Annotated in this window: 16 protein-coding genes and 1 tRNA gene; 12 read left to right on the forward strand and 5 right to left on the reverse strand. The window is 58.6% G+C overall.

Translation table 11 applies throughout. The annotated features are described in order from the left end of the window. Positions 1-113 precede the first annotated feature (113 nt). Positions 114-932 (forward strand): DUF2189 domain-containing protein, encoded by an 819-nt coding sequence (locus H7847_RS22135; RefSeq protein WP_227271672.1) that lies wholly within the window; start codon positions 114-116, stop codon positions 930-932. 160 nt (positions 933-1,092) lie between these two features. On the opposite strand, the gene H7847_RS22140 is transcribed toward H7847_RS22135, so the two are convergent. Further along, positions 1,093-1,167 (reverse strand) — tRNA-Thr (locus tag H7847_RS22140). A gap of 86 nt (positions 1,168-1,253) precedes the next feature. Here H7847_RS22140 and H7847_RS22145 point away from each other — a divergent pair. The 7 genes from H7847_RS22145 (at position 1,254) to H7847_RS22175 (ending at position 6,201) form a co-directional block, all read left to right on the forward strand. Then, a complete protein-coding gene (locus tag H7847_RS22145; protein WP_227271673.1) occupies positions 1,254-1,433 on the forward strand; it encodes a hypothetical protein in 180 nt (59 codons plus the stop codon). Positions 1,434-1,437: 4 nt separating this feature from the next. Beyond that, complete coding sequence (gene murA, locus H7847_RS22150) at positions 1,438-2,706, forward strand: UDP-N-acetylglucosamine 1-carboxyvinyltransferase (RefSeq protein ID WP_227271674.1); 1,269 nt, start codon at positions 1,438-1,440, stop codon at positions 2,704-2,706. Then, the gene (locus H7847_RS22155; protein ID WP_227271675.1) at positions 2,703-3,170 is read left to right on the forward strand and encodes a DUF2948 family protein; all 468 of its coding nucleotides are present in this window, start codon (positions 2,703-2,705) and stop codon (positions 3,168-3,170) included. Before murA ends, H7847_RS22155 begins: the two co-directional genes overlap by 4 nt. Positions 3,171-3,236: 66 nt before the next feature. Further along, positions 3,237-4,538 carry a histidinol dehydrogenase gene (hisD, locus tag H7847_RS22160; RefSeq protein WP_227271676.1) on the forward strand — a complete coding sequence of 434 codons (1,302 nt, stop codon included), beginning with the start codon at positions 3,237-3,239 and terminating at the stop codon, positions 4,536-4,538. A gap of 70 nt (positions 4,539-4,608) precedes the next feature. Then, positions 4,609-5,088 carry a UPF0262 family protein gene (locus H7847_RS22165; RefSeq protein ID WP_227271677.1) on the forward strand — a complete coding sequence of 160 codons (480 nt, stop codon included), beginning with the start codon at positions 4,609-4,611 and terminating at the stop codon, positions 5,086-5,088. Continuing rightward, complete coding sequence (locus H7847_RS22170) at positions 5,089-5,550, forward strand: arsenate-mycothiol transferase ArsC (protein ID WP_227271678.1); 462 nt, start codon at positions 5,089-5,091, stop codon at positions 5,548-5,550. It begins immediately after the preceding gene. Between the two features lie 195 nt (positions 5,551-5,745). Beyond that, on the forward strand, positions 5,746-6,201 hold the full coding sequence (locus tag H7847_RS22175; protein WP_227271679.1) for a plastocyanin/azurin family copper-binding protein: 456 nt from the start codon (positions 5,746-5,748) through the stop codon (positions 6,199-6,201). Positions 6,202-6,218: 17 nt separating this feature from the next. Here the strand turns inward: H7847_RS22175 and H7847_RS22180 are convergent, their stop codons facing one another. Beyond that, positions 6,219-7,781, reverse strand: a complete 1,563-nt coding sequence (locus tag H7847_RS22180) for a peroxidase family protein (RefSeq protein WP_227271680.1) — start codon at positions 7,779-7,781, stop codon at positions 6,219-6,221. Between the two features lie 249 nt (positions 7,782-8,030). Here H7847_RS22180 and H7847_RS22185 point away from each other — a divergent pair, with 249 nt between their 5' ends. Genes H7847_RS22185 through H7847_RS22195 form a run of 3 tightly spaced genes read left to right on the forward strand, consistent with a single transcriptional unit; the run spans position 8,031 to position 9,333 of the window. Next, a complete protein-coding gene (locus H7847_RS22185) occupies positions 8,031-8,345 on the forward strand; it encodes a DUF3775 domain-containing protein (protein WP_227271681.1) in 315 nt (104 codons plus the stop codon). A 3-nt stretch (positions 8,346-8,348) separates the two neighbouring features. Further along, entirely contained in the window at positions 8,349-8,756 is a 408-nt protein-coding gene (locus H7847_RS22190) for a nuclear transport factor 2 family protein (protein ID WP_227271682.1), read from the forward strand. After that, on the forward strand, positions 8,746-9,333 hold the full coding sequence (locus tag H7847_RS22195) for a GNAT family N-acetyltransferase (protein ID WP_227271683.1): 588 nt from the start codon (positions 8,746-8,748) through the stop codon (positions 9,331-9,333). Before H7847_RS22190 ends, H7847_RS22195 begins: the two co-directional genes overlap by 11 nt. Before the next feature lie 2 nt (positions 9,334-9,335). Here the strand turns inward: H7847_RS22195 and H7847_RS22200 are convergent, their stop codons facing one another. From H7847_RS22200 to H7847_RS22210, 3 genes are all read right to left on the reverse strand, one after another. Continuing rightward, positions 9,336-9,725: a hypothetical protein gene (locus H7847_RS22200; RefSeq protein WP_227271684.1), complete on the reverse strand. Its 390-nt coding sequence runs from the start codon at positions 9,723-9,725 to the stop codon at positions 9,336-9,338. A 72-nt stretch (positions 9,726-9,797) separates the two neighbouring features. Next, on the reverse strand, positions 9,798-10,895 hold the full coding sequence (locus tag H7847_RS22205; RefSeq protein WP_227271685.1) for a porin: 1,098 nt from the start codon (positions 10,893-10,895) through the stop codon (positions 9,798-9,800). A gap of 140 nt (positions 10,896-11,035) precedes the next feature. Beyond that, the gene (locus tag H7847_RS22210) at positions 11,036-12,544 is read right to left on the reverse strand and encodes a hypothetical protein (protein WP_227271686.1); all 1,509 of its coding nucleotides are present in this window, start codon (positions 12,542-12,544) and stop codon (positions 11,036-11,038) included. Between the two features lie 36 nt (positions 12,545-12,580). Here H7847_RS22210 and lepA point away from each other — a divergent pair, with 36 nt between their 5' ends. Continuing rightward, the gene (gene lepA, locus H7847_RS22215; RefSeq protein WP_227271687.1) at positions 12,581-14,380 is read left to right on the forward strand and encodes a translation elongation factor 4; all 1,800 of its coding nucleotides are present in this window, start codon (positions 12,581-12,583) and stop codon (positions 14,378-14,380) included. Positions 14,381-14,546: the final 166 nt, after the last annotated feature.

Genomic DNA, 14,546 nt, shown 5'->3' on the forward strand with positions numbered 1-14,546 from the left:
GCCCTTAAGCCGCTCGAGGCGCAAACTTGTTTGCGAAGGAGGGATGTCTGTTCCACCGTTGGGGTTGCTGGCTGACCGGCCAGCATTGCGCCTTCCTTCGGGAGGAGTATGTCATGGCATCGAAGACTGCAGGTTCCAAACCGCCGAACAATCTGACACCACGGCAGGACGGCATTCCCAAAGTCAACAAGGTGACTTCGGACGATATAGCGGCGTCGCTGAGGGCCGGTTTTTCAGACTTTTTGGCGCGCCCCTTCATGAGCGGCTTCTTCGGCTTGTTTTATGCGGTATTCGGGCTCTTGTTTGTGTGGGCCCTGGTCTGGCTCGGCAAGATATGGATGATCATTCCTGCAGTTGTAGCCTTCCCTCTGGTCGCACCCTTCGCCGCCGCCGGTCTCTATGAAATGTCCCGCCGGTTGCAGGCGGGAGAAAGTTTTGGTTGGTCGGAAATCTTGACCGTCGTGGCCGATCAACGCAACCGCGAAATGGGCTGGATGGCCTTCGTCACTCTATTCATTTTCTGGGTGTGGATTTACCAGGTCCGGCTTTTGCTGGCGATCATCCTACAGGATGCATCCTTCTCGGATTTTAAGGGGTTTTTGAACGTCGTATTCTACACACCGGAGGGCTGGACCTTCCTTGCTATTGGCATCTGCTTAGGTGCAATTCTTTCGGCGGCACTGTTCTCGGTGACCGTCGTCGCCATGCCCATGCTGCTCGATCGGGAAACTAATTTCGTTTCCGCCATGATAACGTCGGTCCGCGTCGTCATGGAAAACCCTGTGGTTATGCTCACCTGGGCGGCAATCATCTCGGTCACTATGCTGTTGTCTTTGGTTCCCGTGTTTCTGGGCCTAATCGTCACTCTGCCGGTCCTAGGTCACGCCACTTGGCATCTTTATCAGCGGGCTGTTTCGCCGGTGGAAGGGTGATCTGTCCAGCCAACAACTGGAGCATTGCGTGCTTTTATTACACGTCCGCTCTGGTCGCACAGAGCCTTATAGAAAAGCCACGCCAATTAAAGTTAGAAATTAGAACAACGGCTTGACCGTGTTTTGCGCTAAGGGTTCTGGCTAAAAATTAGTGTTTTGATGGTGCTGCTGCGGAGATTTGAACTCCGGACCTCTCCCTTACCAAGGGAGTGCTCTACCCCTGAGCTACAGCAGCGCCGATGCGCGTGGGTGTTAGACGCAATCCAACATCGGTGCAAGCCTAATCTGGACGCTTCCCGGCCCCTGCGGTAGACAGCGCTTATGGCAGAGAAACCAACCCCCGAAATTGCCGGTCAGACCGGCTCGACCCGCGATGACAGGCTGAAAGCGGCGCTCAAGGCAAATCTGGCCAGACGCAAAGCGCAAAGCCGGGCGCGGGTCAGGACGACGGGGTCGCAGGATAACACACCGGATACCTCCGGGCAGGATAAGGACGCGTAGGCGCATGGATTCGATACTCGTAAAGGGCGGCGGCAGCCTTCAGGGGCAAATTCCAATTGCCGGGGCCAAGAATGCCTGTCTCACGCTGATGCCTGCGACACTGCTGTCTGACGAGCCTCTGACGCTGACCAATGCGCCGCGTCTCTCGGACATTCGCACAATGACACAACTGCTGCAATCGCTTGGGGCCGAGGTCACCTCGCTCAACGACGGCAAGGTTTTGGCGATGTCGAGCCATAACCTGAACAACGATACTGCGCATTACGATATTGTACGCAAGATGCGGGCATCGATCCTTGTGCTGGGCCCGATGCTGGCGCGCAACGGGCATGCGATTGTCTCCTTGCCGGGGGGATGTGCGATCGGGGCGCGGCCTGTGGACCTGCATCTCAAGGCGCTTGAGGCCATGGGGGCCGAGCTGGACCTCAAGGACGGCTATGTGCACGCCAAGGCGCCCGGGGGCCTTAAAGGTGGCAAGGTCGATTTCGAATTTGTCTCTGTCGGGGCGACGGAAAACGCCCTGATGGCTGCAACCCTCGCAAAGGGGACCACTGTTCTGAACAACGCTGCGCGCGAGCCGGAAATTGTCGATCTGGCGCGCTGTCTGCGGGCCATGGGCGCGCAGATCGAAGGCGAGGGGAGCTCGGCGATCACAATCCAGGGTGTCGACCGGCTGGGTGGCGCCATGCATGCCGTTGTTGCCGACCGGATTGAACTCGGCACGTACATGCTGGCACCCGCGATCTGCGGCGGTGAGGTTGAACTCTTGGGCGGGCGGATCGACCTGCTGGCATCTTTCTGCGAAAAGCTCGACGCAACCGGGATCAGCGTCAGCGAAAGCAAGGACGGGCTTGTCGTCAAACGCAAGAACGGCGATGTCCGCGCGGTCAACGTCACAACCGAACCCTTCCCCGGCTTTCCCACCGATCTGCAGGCGCAGATGATGGCGCTGCTCTGCACCGCAAGGGGGACCTCGGTGCTCGAAGAGAAGATCTTTGAGAACCGGTTCATGCATGCGCCGGAACTGATCCGCATGGGGGCCGATATCGACGTGCACGGCGGTACCGCAACGGTCACGGGGGTGGAAAAACTCAAAGGCGCCCCTGTCATGGCCACCGACCTTCGGGCCTCCGTGTCACTGATTCTGGCTGGCCTTGCAGCCCAGGGAGAGACGCGCGTGGCAAGGGTCTACCATCTGGATCGCGGATATGAGCATGTGGTTGCAAAGCTCTCGGGTGTTGGCGCCAACATCGAAAGGATTTCGGATCAATGACCGATGCCCGATTTGAGGATGGTCGCGAAGCACCGATCGCACTGGTTGCCTTTGATGCGGAGGATTTGAAGGTTTTGGCCTCGCTCTCGCAGGATGCTGTATTTCCCGCAACCGAGATGCAGTGGGACAGGGCCGCAGGCCGGTTTGCCCTGCTGCTGAACCGTTTTCGCTGGGAGGAAGGCCCCGCGCGCGCCGTCTCGCCAGAGCGTGTGCAATCCGTGCTGGCTTTTGATACGGTCACCGCCGTTGCCACAAATGGTGTGGACCGGAGTGACAAGGAAACGGTCCTGTCACTGCTTACCATTTCTTTTGAGGAAACCGAGGCCCCCTCGGGCCACATCCTTTTGACGCTTGCGGGGGATGGCGCGATCCGCCTGACTGTCGAAGCCATCGAGGCGACGCTGAAAGATGTCACCAAACCTTACGTTGCGCCCTCAAAACAGACGCCGAACCATCCGGATTGACCGTCTGTCGACGCCTCCTATTTCTACCACAGGCGTGTGTCGCGCCATAGTCGCCAAAGGTCCGTTATGCCCGTCTACCTGAATGCCTCCGATCCCGATTTCGAGGCTGCGTTCCAGTCGCTGCTGTCCGCCAAACGCGAAGACAGTCCCGATGTGGATGACACTGTTGCGGAGATCATCGCGGATGTCCGGATGCGCGGCGACGCGGCCGTGCTGGCGCTGACCGAACGGTTTGATCGCGTCTCGCTGACGGCAGAGACGCTGCGTGTGTCTGCTGCCGATGTGGACAGGGCGGTTGCCTTGGTGCCGGAAAATCAAAGCGCGGCGCTGACACTCGCGGCGGATCGCATCAGGGCCTACCATCAGCGGCAGCGTCCTGAAGATGCCGAGTGGACGGATGAAACCGGCGCAACCCTCGGCTGGCGCTGGAGCCCGGTCGGCGCAGCAGGGCTCTACGTGCCTGGGGGGTTGGCCTCCTACCCCTCGTCGGTTTTGATGAACGCGATCCCGGCCAAGGTTGCCGGCGTGCCCCGCCTTGCCATGGTTGTCCCGACACCGGAGGGTGTGTTGAATCCGCTGGTCCTCACCGCCGCCCGCCTCGCAGGGGTGGATGAGATTTACCGGATCGGCGGCGCGCAGGCCATCGCGGCACTGGCGTACGGCACGGAAACCATACCGCCCGTGGACAAGATCACCGGCCCCGGCAACGCTTTTGTGGCTGCCGCCAAGCGCCGTGTCTTTGGCAAGGTTGGCATTGATATGATTGCAGGACCGTCCGAGATTCTGGTGATTGCGGATGGCGACAATGACCCCGACTGGATCGCGTTGGATCTGCTCAGCCAGGCCGAACATGACGAAAGCGCGCAATCCATCCTGATCACCACAGATGCCGATTTCGGGCGAGCCGTCGCTGCGGCTGTTGACAAACGTCTGGAAACGCTGGAACGGCGCGCGATTGCCGGGGCCTCCTGGCGCGATTTTGGAGCGATTATCACGGTTGATGATCTTTCCACCGCAGCCCGGCTGTCTGACCGGATCGCGCCGGAACACCTGGAACTCTGTGTGGCCGATTCCAAGGGTCTGAGCGGGCAGATCACCCACGCCGGCGCCATCTTTCTGGGCCAATGGACGCCCGAGGCGATCGGCGACTATATCGGGGGCCCAAATCACGTGCTGCCCACCGCACGATCTGCACGGTTCTCATCAGGGCTCTCGGTGCTCGATTTCATGAAACGGACAACGCTGGCGCAGATGAGCCCTGCGGCGCTCCGCGCCATCGGCCCTGCGGCGGAAACACTGGCCCGGACCGAAAGCCTGCAAGCGCATGGGCTGTCGGTCACGGCGCGCCTGCGGAAGTTAAACGACTAGGACGGTTGCTCTTTGCGCCCCAACCGCGCTAATCAGGGACGGTTTGATCCTGCCCTGAAGAAGCATTGCTATGTCCCGTATCTCGTTTATTGCCCTCGACGATGAAGGCCTGCCGCCGCCCACCCCCGAGATTGAGCAAGAGCGCAAAGTCGCAATGTTCGATCTGCTGGAAGACAACAGCTTCGTGCTGCCCAGCCGCGACGACCGCCCGGTGCCCGAGGGACCCTACCACCTGAACCTTGCGATCCGCGACAAGCGGCTGGTCTTTGACCTGAAGACCGAAAATGCTGAAACAGCCGCGGAGTTTCATCTCTCGCTCGGGCCATTCCGGCAGGTTGTCAAAGACTATTTCCAGATTTGCGAAAGCTATTTCGATGCGGTCAAGAAATTGCCGCCAAGCCAGATCGAAACCATCGACATGGCCCGCCGCGGCATCCACAACGAAGGCTCGCGGGTGTTGCAGGAGCGCCTGGAAGGCAAGGCGGAGGTCGACACCGATACTGCGCGCCGGCTCTTTACCCTGATCTGTGTTTTGCATTTTGGCGGGTAGATGACACAAGAGCTGCCACAATCGGTCCTGTTTTGTTGCGACCACAACGCTGTGCGCTCTCCGATGGCAGAAGGTATCATGAAAAAGCTCTACGGCACAGGGACGTATGTCCAGTCCGCGGGTGTCACCAACGATATGGAGATCGACGGCTTTTCCATCGCGGTGTGTCAGGAACTGGATGTGGAACTGTCCCGCCATCGCTCACGCAGCTTTGACGAGATGGAGAACTGGGGGGATGATCTCGGGTCCTTTGATCTGGTGATTGCGCTCAGTCCGGCAAGCCAGCGCCGGGCGCTGGAATTGACGCGGTTTTACAGCCTGGAGGTGGAATACTGGCCGATCCTCGATCCCACCGGGCTGGGAGAGACCCGTGAGGCCAAGCTTGTCAGCTACCGGCAGGCGCGCGACCAGATCAGATCGCGCCTGATCGACCGGTTCGGAGAGCCCACGGAGCGCACATAGAACCGCCTTTCATGCCAGTACAGATGATGCCTGGCTATATCCGACTGTTTTGGTAAAGTTTATTGCCTTTCAGCAGTACCTTTCTTAGGATGTCTCTCGACGGATGCTCTGCTTGCGGCCTGACACGCGTCGGGACGCCACATGGGAGGCACGCGAATGACGGGGGACACCGCTCGGTTTAGCCGCAGAAAGGCAATGCAGATCACAATTGCAGCTTCCTGTTGCGGCACTGCGGCACAGGCGCAGGCACGTCGGATCGATCAGATCACCGATCCCATGGCCACGGCGGCGACAGGCATGTTCCGCTTCACGCCGGACCTTGTGATGGCAGAGCCGCACAGCACGCTCAATTTCCTCAATAGCCGGGGCGAGCATACGGTGCACTCGGTGCCGCAGCTTTGGCCGGCGGGGGTGCCGGAGGTCGCGATATCAAATCAACCCGAGGCGGTGGTGACGCTGCCAACGGATGGGCTCTATGCGTTCCGCTGCAAACGACATGGGCAATACGGGATGGTGATGCTTGTCGTTGCAGGTGATCCGGGCGATCTGAGCCGCGTGCCGGATCAGATCGCCCGGATGCGTGCGCGGGACCTAGAGAAACAGGCTTTCCGTGCTTTGGTTGAACGGCTGGCGTCAGCCCGTGAGGGCTGACAGGGGGCAGGCGGGGTTTATTCGGGCACCCATTGCGCGCGGGTCATGCCGACAAAGGTATCACCGGCCCCACCGGCAACATTACGGTCCAGAACGTCCCGCAGCCGGGCGGTTTTCTGAATGGCTGTCCAGCCGGGTGCGGAAAACGTCGACCGTTTGAAGACATGTTCCGACAACAGGGGATTTGTCAGCGCCTGGCTGAAGGCGTCCAGCGCTACAAAGACCAGCACAAGGTTTGGCAGCGGGCTGTTGGCCACGCGATCCTGACAAAAGAGACCGACGTGAAAATCGACATCGCGCGGGCTTTCGTAAAACGCTGCAAGACGGCTGGCAACGTCCGGATCGGATGAGATCGCCTCGAAAGAGGCCGGGCGCGGCTGGCTCATGTAGGCGCAGTAATCCGAAAAGCTTGCCAATTCGCAAAACCGATCCTGCACGATGGAGGCGACCTCAATGTGCAAGAGGTCGGATGCTGTATTGCGCGGACCAAGCTCGGCGGCCTGAGTATTGCTGATCCCGGCAAAGCTCTGCAACAGTCCGTGCTCCAGCAGCGGGCCGTTGTTCATGAAAGTCTCCTTAACCGGCCACATCTCGGTGCCCCATTTGATCCGGTCCGGAATGAGGGCGTGCCAGCGATAGAGCAGGCTGAATTCAGTGGTGATCCAGTTGGGTTTGTTCCACGGCGCTTTCCAGGCGACCGAGGGATCCGCCCGCAGATTGAAGGGCAGCGGCGAGATGTGGTTGATATAGTCCTCCACCACGATCTTGATAAAGAGAACAATCACCGTGTTGCGCGCGGTCTCAAAGACGCGATCATCTTCCCAGTCTGGGTGGGCTTTTTCGATTTCCGCGGCCAGCCTGTTGTGTTCGCGCAGAAACAGTGTGTTCAGCATGGCAACCTGCGGCACCGAGTTCGCCCGGTCACCGCCAAAGGCAAAGAGCTTGGATTTGCGCGCCTCCTCCAGCTGGTCTTCGCCCAAGGGCGGGTCCAGCGCCTCAAAATCCGGGTCCAGCGTGCCGTCTTTGTAAAGGAAGAGCGCGTATTCCTCATTCCCCAGCCTCTGGGACTTCAGCCGTCCCTTTTCACCGGGTGCGTTCGATTTGAGCCGCAGGGCATCGGTTTGCATTTTCGTACGGCCATAGAGCGGGCACAGATCGATCTCGTGATTGGAGGTATTGCGCTTGAGATGGCTGTCTGAGGATTTGCCCCCTGGTGTCAGATGTGGCGATTCCGTGCGAATGAACCCATCTGTCAGATATTGTGCAAAAGCCGGAAAGAGACAGGTCGATTTCGGGCAGAGCCTTTGGGTTTCCCCTTTGCGTTCGAACAGGACCTTGAGCGCTTGTGGGTCAGGGGCCGTGTCCCGCGGACGGGGTGGCAGGTGGCGCGCGCTCCAGCGCCGATCGGTGAGGCCTGACCAACTGACATAATCATGTTCCGTGCTCAGCGGATGTGGGCGCGATCTGGCGCGCTTGACGACCCGGTTTATCGCCCAGCGGTTGGCCCAAGACGCCAGAGGCGGGATCGCCTCGACAACAGAGAAAAGGAATTTTTGAATATTATATGAAAGACTAGACATAAAAAGGACCTCGAAAAATTGTTCAAATATATGGTGATTTTCCCGCAATTTGGTGGGATTTCCTACGGTTTTTTCCAATCCCGCCGTTTTACCACCACGTTTTGGGCACGCGACATGCTAGACTGATACGGGCGGGCGCCGGAACTGAGATGAAATCCGCCCGTCGGTCTGGTTCAAAGCCGCAGGGCCGATTTTGCCCTTGCGCAGCCTTTGCGAAACCCACAAGCTGCTGGAAAAAGGATGCTCAAAATGCTCGAAATCAGTACCAGAAAAGTAGCGCGTGTTATCCTGCTCACCCGCGAATACGGGCCTGATAGCACGCATCTGTCCGACTACATCGGCAGCCTGAACGACGATGAGAAAGCCAACCTCGTCGCGCTGATGTGGGTCGGTCGGGAAAGCTTTTCCGCCCAGGAGTTTGAAGAGGCCAAGGAAGAAGCCCGTCGCGAGGCCTCCGCCCCAACCGAAAGCTATCTGTCCGGCATTCCGGGCCTTGCAGAGCATCTGGAAAGCGGTCTTGAGGCCCTTGGCATCGATGTCACCGACGTTGAAGACAACCTCTGACACATGTCCGCTATCATAAAACGATATTTTGAGGCCTTCAACGCCAAGGATATTCCCGCCATGTTGGAGTGCTTGTCCGATGATGTGGCCCACCATGTGAATGAAGGCACCGTCCGGCGCGGAAAACCAGCCTTTGGCGCGTTTTGTGCCCATATGGCCCGCTGTTACGATGAGACGCTTACCGACATGGTGATCTTCGAGGCGCCTTCGCAGGGGCGGGCTGCAGCGGAATACACAGTGAACGGTACCTATCTGGCCACGGATACGGGGCTGCCCGCAGCCCATGGTCAGCGCTACAAGCTTTCGGCGGGGTCGTTTTTCGATGTGGCGGAGGACAAGATCACGCGGGTGACAACCCGCTACAACCTTTCTGACTGGATCGCGCAGGTCTCCGGTAGCGATGGCACTTGATATCCGCAGGCTGGACGGGCCTGAACGCGCGGCTGCCTTGACGGACGTGGCAGCCTTGCGCATGGCGGTATTTCGGGAGTGGCCTTACCTTTATGAGGGGACACCCAGCTACGAAGAAGCATATCTGAAACCCTATCTGACCGAACCAAAGGCCGTTCTGATCGGCGCATTCGATGGGGACAATCTTGTAGGGGCGTCAACAGCCATGCCTCTTTGCGCGCATGCGGATGATTTCGGTGCGGCTTTTGCAGGGTCTGATATCTGTGTTGCGGAGGTATTCTATTGCTCGGAAAGTGTGCTGTTGCCGGACTACAGAGGGCAGGGGGCAGGACATGCGTTTTTTGATCTGCGCGAGGCCGCGGCACGGGACCTTGGGTATAAAACCAGCGCTTTTTGTGCCGTGGTGCGGCCGCAGGATCACCCTGCACGGCCTGCAGGCTATCGCCCGCTTGATGGTTTTTGGAAGGCACGCGGCTACCGCCCGCTTTTGGGTGCAATCGCGCAGTTCTCGTGGCCTGATGTGGGCGAAAAAAGAGAAAGCATCAAGCCGTTGCAGTTCTGGACCCGCGCTCTTTGATCTTAGCTTGAGGCGCACATCGTTTCTGCGGTTTCAGCAAAGCCGGCCCACGCGTACCAGAACCTTTCATTCTCCGGGCTGTCGGACAATTTGATCTGTTGCAAAAGCTCAGGCTCACCGAAAAACCGCACTGCGCGCTGCTGATCGGACTGGCTGAGGGTAAGGTTGGCCGCCGCTTGAATGCAGCCACACCGCTCCTGATCCGCCACGCGACGGTTATGGATCAGGCAGGCTGCCCCGATGGGCCCGGTGGCAAAGCGCGGTGCATTTTCCACAGACGCAGGTAAGACGACCTCTGCCGTGCGATCATTGCCGCCACAGGCCGCAACGAGGGAGAGGCCCAACACAAGGATACCAGAGCGCAGAGCGCGTGAAAAAGAGCACAGGATCATGGGACGATTTATGGCGCAGACGGCGGGAAGGTGCAATCAATCGATGGCTGAAACACCTGCGCGGCACATCTTTCAGAATTTCCAGCGCGCCCCGACCAGAATCACATCGATATCTTCGAAATCGGTGCCTGCCGCATCGAACTCGTAGGTGCGATAGCTGGCGTAGAGTTCCATGTTGTAGGCGTCGATAAACTGCACCGCCGAGAGCGCCCAACTGGTGCTGTCTGACCCATCGATTGCGTAATCACTGCCTTCAAACAGATCGACTGACAAGGCCGTGGTGCCAAGCGCGAACCAGTCCTGCTGGTAGCCCAGCTTGACATAGTAATAGCTTTCGTCGCCCTCATCGAGGCGGGAGGAGGCCAGCGCCACGCTGACCCCGCTGGGCTTGTGCAGCATCGCGATGGAGCCGCCCAGGACTTCTTCGTCGGTGGTGTCATCGTCATCGATCCACTGATACCCCAGTTGTCCGTCGACAAGGACATCGCCGAAATCCTGCGAATATCTCAGCGCGATATCGGTGAATTCACGGTCGTCGGACTGGTCCAACTCTTCCTCACCATAGGAAATGCTGCCCGTAAAGCCATTGAAGCTCGGCGTATCGTACCGCAAGCGCAGGCGTCTGCTGCCGTCAAAGAGGCGGAACGCATCCCCCACGTTTACGCCAGAAAACGCGCCATCCTTGGGCCGGAACGCAAAACCGGCGGCCAGATCGTCCACGCCGCTATAGGCCACCACGGAGGTTTCCGACAAATCCGATTCCGTGATGCCGTCCGCGGACATGCTGCCCTGCCCGACATAGAAGGTCCCGAAATTCGGCGTTTCGTAGATCACCTCGAGCTTGCGCAAATCGGTGCGGTTCAGGTCGATGTCGAGGTCATTGTCCTCGATACTGGCCTCGCTTGAACTGGCAAAGCCTAGACCGGTCTCAAAGTTGAACCGGATCGTCGCGCCATTTGCCAGATCATCGGAATACCGCAGCCCGATGCGCGTGTTGGAGGTGTCGTTGTCCGCAATGAAGGTTTCGCTCTCGGTGCCGTCATCCACATCGAAGAGGCCAAAGTTGATCTGGCCATAGACTTCAAACGTCGGATCGGCGGCCCCAACCTGCGGGGCGGTGAATGCAAGTGCTGTGAGCGCGGTTAATCTGATGGGGAGCGAGCGTGTCATAAAGCCTGCCTTTCGAGAAACAGTGCTGGTGGTAGAGCCGTTATTTTCTACTATACCGCGCAACGCCGGCCCGCACCTGACATTTATCAAAAGTAGTGCGGTTGGGCATATAGGTCAGGAACAACGTCGCAGAGTGCGTACTAGAGCACGCCAAAGAGACGTAAACCGACTTGAACGAGCGCCCAAAGCACGCCGCCAGCAAGACTGACTAGCCGAACGGTCTTGATAGCATTACTGTCGAAAATCTCGGCGCTTTTCGCCGTCATTTCACTATAGAGGATCGACATGCGGGACACGCGCCCGAAGATGCGCGTTGTTTCATCAGCGCCTGGCAGTGGTGGTGCACCGCTTGGCAACGGCAGCGTCGCGTCGTTTATGAGCTGAGGGATATCGGTGGCGAAGTCTTCTCGAAGTACATCTTGACTGATGGCTTCCAGAACGGGCTTTGCCTCTTCAAGAAGCTTCCGATCTTCATCGGATAGTTCCCGGATCCGTTGCTCTGCAAGTTGCGCGCGATTGGCCGCGACATCAGGATGGTTTGCGCGAATGCCGCGGACGCATTCTTCGACTGCATCCAGCAGCGCAAGGTTGTCTTCACTTTGTGGCAGCTCCTGTGTCTCATGAAGTTGGCGGCGAAACCCGACCGCGACGGAGGTAAAGTCCATTTCCATCCGCTGCGGATCGTTTGAGTATTGGCGAACTGTCCTCTTCAGAACCCGGACCTCTCTGGAGGACTCGTTCAGGCCGTTGTTTCCCTGCAGGGCATCGTCCAGCGAGTCCTGCATGCGTAACAACAGAGCGCCCAAAAGCGGAGGGTTCTGGATCTCCATCGGTTCAACACGAAAGAGGCCGGAAACCGGGTCAAGGGTGAGGTCTTCGGCGAGCGGTGCTTGGTCCGATAGAAACTGAGCTTTGATCTCTTCGATCCGGCGGGCGACGGTTGCCTGACCTTCGTTCCATTCGGCATCGGTTATTTCAAGTGCGATGCGTTGGGTCAGCTCCCACGGGAGCGGTGTGCCGTTGAGGGTCGCTTCGTACCACTCGATCCAGAAGGACCAGTCGGCGTCCAAATGGGTCAGATCTCTTTTTAAAGAAAGCCAGCGTTGTTTAATCTTCTCTGGAATTCCACTGTGTGACCAAAGCGGTCCCCATTGATTGACTGCATTGGCATCGTCAGAGGCAATGAACCAAGCATGGTCATACTCGGCAAATGATTCAGTCGCTCTTTCCTGCATCTCGATCAGGTCGGTCTTGAAATCCGAGACACCACCAGAGCTTGCAACCACATACCAAGCACAACAAATCGCGGCGAACTTAGCAGCCTCAGTAGCACCGGAAGCGCAAGCGCATTCAATTGCACTTTTCGCAGCCGCATAAGAGACAGACCTTGATGCTGAATCGGGGCGTGTGAAAGGCTCTAGAAAGCGGCTGTCCAGTTTTGGTTCATTTGATGTGACACTGGCCAGCAAAAGTGCGCGCCAGGTTAGCAGCAGATCATTTGCCAAATTCTCCTTTGACGTACTCTCTGGCAAACGCGGCAAGGCCCGCAGCGCACAGCGACATGCAAACCAGATCTGCGTCTGATGGTCCTGCGCCTCCAACCACGCCTGCGCGCTTGCCTCATCAGTTATCTGTACCCGCTCAACCACCTTGACCGCCCCGCAAAACCCCTACATATCCTCACCATGACACCGCTTTCACATATCCGCAATTTCTCCATCGTGGCGCATATCGATCACGGGAAATCCACGTTGGCCGACCGGCTTATCCAGTCCACCAACACCGTGGCCGACCGGGATATGAAGGAGCAGATGCTCGACAGCATGGACATCGAGCGCGAGCGCGGCATCACCATCAAGGCACAGACCGTGCGGATCAATTACACCGCAGCCAATGGTGAGGATTACGTCCTCAACCTGATCGACACGCCGGGGCATGTGGATTTCGCCTATGAGGTCTCGCGCTCCATGCGGGCAGTCGAAGGCTCGCTCCTGGTGGTGGACAGCACACAGGGCGTCGAGGCGCAGACGCTGGCCAATGTGTATCACGCGATTGATGCGGATCATGAGATCGTGCCCGTCTTGAACAAGATCGACCTGCCCGCGTCCGATTGTGACCGCGTGGCGGAGCAGATCGAGGATGTGATCGGGATCGACGCGTCAGGTGCCATTCGGGTGTCGGCCAAGACCGGCGAGGGCATCATAGAGACTCTGGAGAGCATTGTGCAGAACCTGCCCGCGCCGAAGGGCGAGCGGGATGCGCCGCTGAAGGCGATGCTGGTGGACAGCTGGTATGACAGTTATCTCGGTGTGATCGTGCTGGTGCGAATCATGGACGGGGTGCTGAAGAAGGGCGAGCGCATTCGGATGCTGTCGAATAACTCAACGCACCATGTGGACCGCATTGGCGTGTTCCGGCCCGCGATGACGGTGATCGATGAGCTGGGTCCGGGCGAGATCGGTTTCCTGACGGCCTCGATCAAGCAGGTGCGGGACACCCGCGTCGGCGACACGATCACCCATGAGAAGAAGGGCACCGAGGACGCGCTGCCGGGGTTCAAGCCGTCGCAGCCGGTGGTGTTCTGTGGGCTCTTCCCGGTGGATTCTGCGGAGTTCGAGGAGCTGCGCGACAGTATCGAGAAGCTGGCGCTGAACGATGCGTCGTTTTCCTATGAGATGGAGACCTCCGCCGCGCTGGGCTTTGGGTTCCGCTGCGGGTTTCTGGGGCTGTTGCATCTGGAGGTGATCCGCGACCGGATCGAGCGCGAGTATGACATCGAGCTGATCACCACCGCGCCCTCGGTCATCTATCACATCCACATGAAGGATGGCACGATGATGGAGCTGCACAACCCCGCCGACATGCCCGACCTGACGCTGGTCGATCATCTGGAGGAGCCGCGGATCAAGGCGACCATTCTGGTGCCGGATGACTACCTCGGGGATGTACTGAAGCTCTGTCAGGACCGGAGAGGCATCCAGCTGGACCTGACCTATGCGGGCAGCCGCGCGATGGTGGTCTATGACCTGCCGCTCAACGAGGTGGTGTTTGATTTTTACGACCGGTTGAAGTCGGTCACCAAGGGCTATGCGTCTTTTGATTATGCGATGATCGGGTACCGGCAGGACCAGCTGGTGAAGATGTCGATCCTGGTGAACGACGAACCGGTGGATGCGCTGTCAACCATGGTGCACCGCGACCGGGCGGAGCAGCGCGGGCGGGCGATGGTCGAAAAACTCAAGGACCTGATCCCGCGGCATATGTTCAAGATCCCCATTCAGGCGGCCATCGGCGGCAAGGTCATCGCCCGCGAGACGCTCTCGGCCATGCGCAAGGACGTGACGGCCAAGTGCTATGGCGGGGACGCAACGCGCAAACGCAAGCTGCTGGACAAGCAGAAGGCCGGCAAGAAGAAGATGCGCCAGTTTGGCAAGGTGGATATTCCGCAGGAAGCGTTCATTAGCGCACTGAAAATGGATGGGTGAGCGCAGGTGCGGGCTTACCCGGCAATCGCTCCAGTGGAGCGATTGATGAGCGAACGGGCGAAGCTCCGGGGGTATAATTTATGGTAACGCTGAGTGGAAGCGATCATATTAAGGATGTTGTCGCCATCAATACCTTTGCCGGTGAAGGCAATTAAAATGCATAAAA

The organism is Roseobacter weihaiensis, from assembly GCF_020622345.1.
In the GTDB taxonomy this organism is placed as follows: Bacteria; Pseudomonadota; Alphaproteobacteria; order Rhodobacterales; family Rhodobacteraceae; genus Roseobacter; species Roseobacter weihaiensis.

Bases quoted from the DNA above. Each gene is read 5' to 3' on its own strand.
- H7847_RS22135 (WP_227271672.1), top strand. From the start codon at position 114: ATGGCATCGAAGACTGCAGGTTCCAAACCGCCGAACAATCTGACACCA.
- H7847_RS22145 (WP_227271673.1), top strand. From the start codon at position 1,254: ATGGCAGAGAAACCAACCCCCGAAATTGCCGGTCAGACCGGCTCGACC.
- murA (WP_227271674.1), top strand. From the start codon at position 1,438: ATGGATTCGATACTCGTAAAGGGCGGCGGCAGCCTTCAGGGGCAAATT.
- H7847_RS22155 (WP_227271675.1), top strand. From the start codon at position 2,703: ATGACCGATGCCCGATTTGAGGATGGTCGCGAAGCACCGATCGCACTG.
- hisD (WP_227271676.1), top strand. From the start codon at position 3,237: ATGCCCGTCTACCTGAATGCCTCCGATCCCGATTTCGAGGCTGCGTTC.
- H7847_RS22165 (WP_227271677.1), top strand. From the start codon at position 4,609: ATGTCCCGTATCTCGTTTATTGCCCTCGACGATGAAGGCCTGCCGCCG.
- H7847_RS22170 (WP_227271678.1), top strand. From the start codon at position 5,089: ATGACACAAGAGCTGCCACAATCGGTCCTGTTTTGTTGCGACCACAAC.
- H7847_RS22175 (WP_227271679.1), top strand. From the start codon at position 5,746: ATGCAGATCACAATTGCAGCTTCCTGTTGCGGCACTGCGGCACAGGCG.
- H7847_RS22180 (WP_227271680.1), bottom strand. From the start codon at position 7,781: ATGTCTAGTCTTTCATATAATATTCAAAAATTCCTTTTCTCTGTTGTC.
- H7847_RS22185 (WP_227271681.1), top strand. From the start codon at position 8,031: ATGCTCGAAATCAGTACCAGAAAAGTAGCGCGTGTTATCCTGCTCACC.
- H7847_RS22190 (WP_227271682.1), top strand. From the start codon at position 8,349: ATGTCCGCTATCATAAAACGATATTTTGAGGCCTTCAACGCCAAGGAT.
- H7847_RS22195 (WP_227271683.1), top strand. From the start codon at position 8,746: ATGGCACTTGATATCCGCAGGCTGGACGGGCCTGAACGCGCGGCTGCC.
- H7847_RS22200 (WP_227271684.1), bottom strand. From the start codon at position 9,725: ATGATCCTGTGCTCTTTTTCACGCGCTCTGCGCTCTGGTATCCTTGTG.
- H7847_RS22205 (WP_227271685.1), bottom strand. From the start codon at position 10,895: ATGACACGCTCGCTCCCCATCAGATTAACCGCGCTCACAGCACTTGCA.
- lepA (WP_227271687.1), top strand. From the start codon at position 12,581: ATGACACCGCTTTCACATATCCGCAATTTCTCCATCGTGGCGCATATC.